Annotated in this window: 1 protein-coding gene and 1 pseudogene; both read right to left on the reverse strand. The window is 33.8% G+C overall.

Translation table 11 applies throughout. The features are described from left to right. A pseudogene (locus BG20_RS12735) lies at positions 1-244 on the reverse strand (UDP-N-acetylglucosamine-1-phosphate transferase); the annotation flags it as partial. Beyond that, on the reverse strand, positions 245-551 hold a 307-nt coding region (locus BG20_RS07490), incomplete at its 5' end, for a helix-hairpin-helix domain-containing protein (protein ID WP_010193081.1). It lies immediately after the preceding pseudogene.

A 551-nucleotide genomic window follows, 5' to 3' on the forward strand; every position in this document is an offset into this window, starting at 1 on the left:
TAATTATTATTGCTAAAATTTCATTGATTTGAAAAAATCCATACAGAGCCAGTTCAGATGCAATAATTCCAGCAATAATTGAAGGGCCACCAGGCCGTACAACCATGATACGATCTTTTTTATTCACATCGGGAACTGCAAGATTTCTTTTTTGAAGAAATTTAATCAGATATGGGGTGGTAAGATATACTGTAAAAAATGCTACAATGCATGAAATTACTGCAGGGATTATCAATTCGATCAATTATCTAACCTTCCGTAATTCTGACTTTATGTTATCTGCAATGGTTGAACCAATTTTATCTATCTCTGCTAATTTATTCACAGGAATATTTGCCAAATCATCAAGAGTTTTGATTCCATGTTTATAGAGCATCCTTGCCCTTATTCGTCCAATTCCCTTTACTTTAACCAAATCTAGCAATTCTTCTCTAATTCCATATGTAATTCTCCTTCGTAAATTATCTAGTTCATCAAGTAGATCTACCCGTTCAACATGCTTTGAAATTTCTCTAAGGCAATAGGATAACCAGTCCGCAGTTTCAACCATT

The sequence above is a fragment of the Candidatus Nitrosarchaeum limnium BG20 genome (assembly GCF_000241145.1).
GTDB lineage: Archaea > Thermoproteota > Nitrososphaeria > Nitrososphaerales > Nitrosopumilaceae > Nitrosarchaeum > Nitrosarchaeum limnae.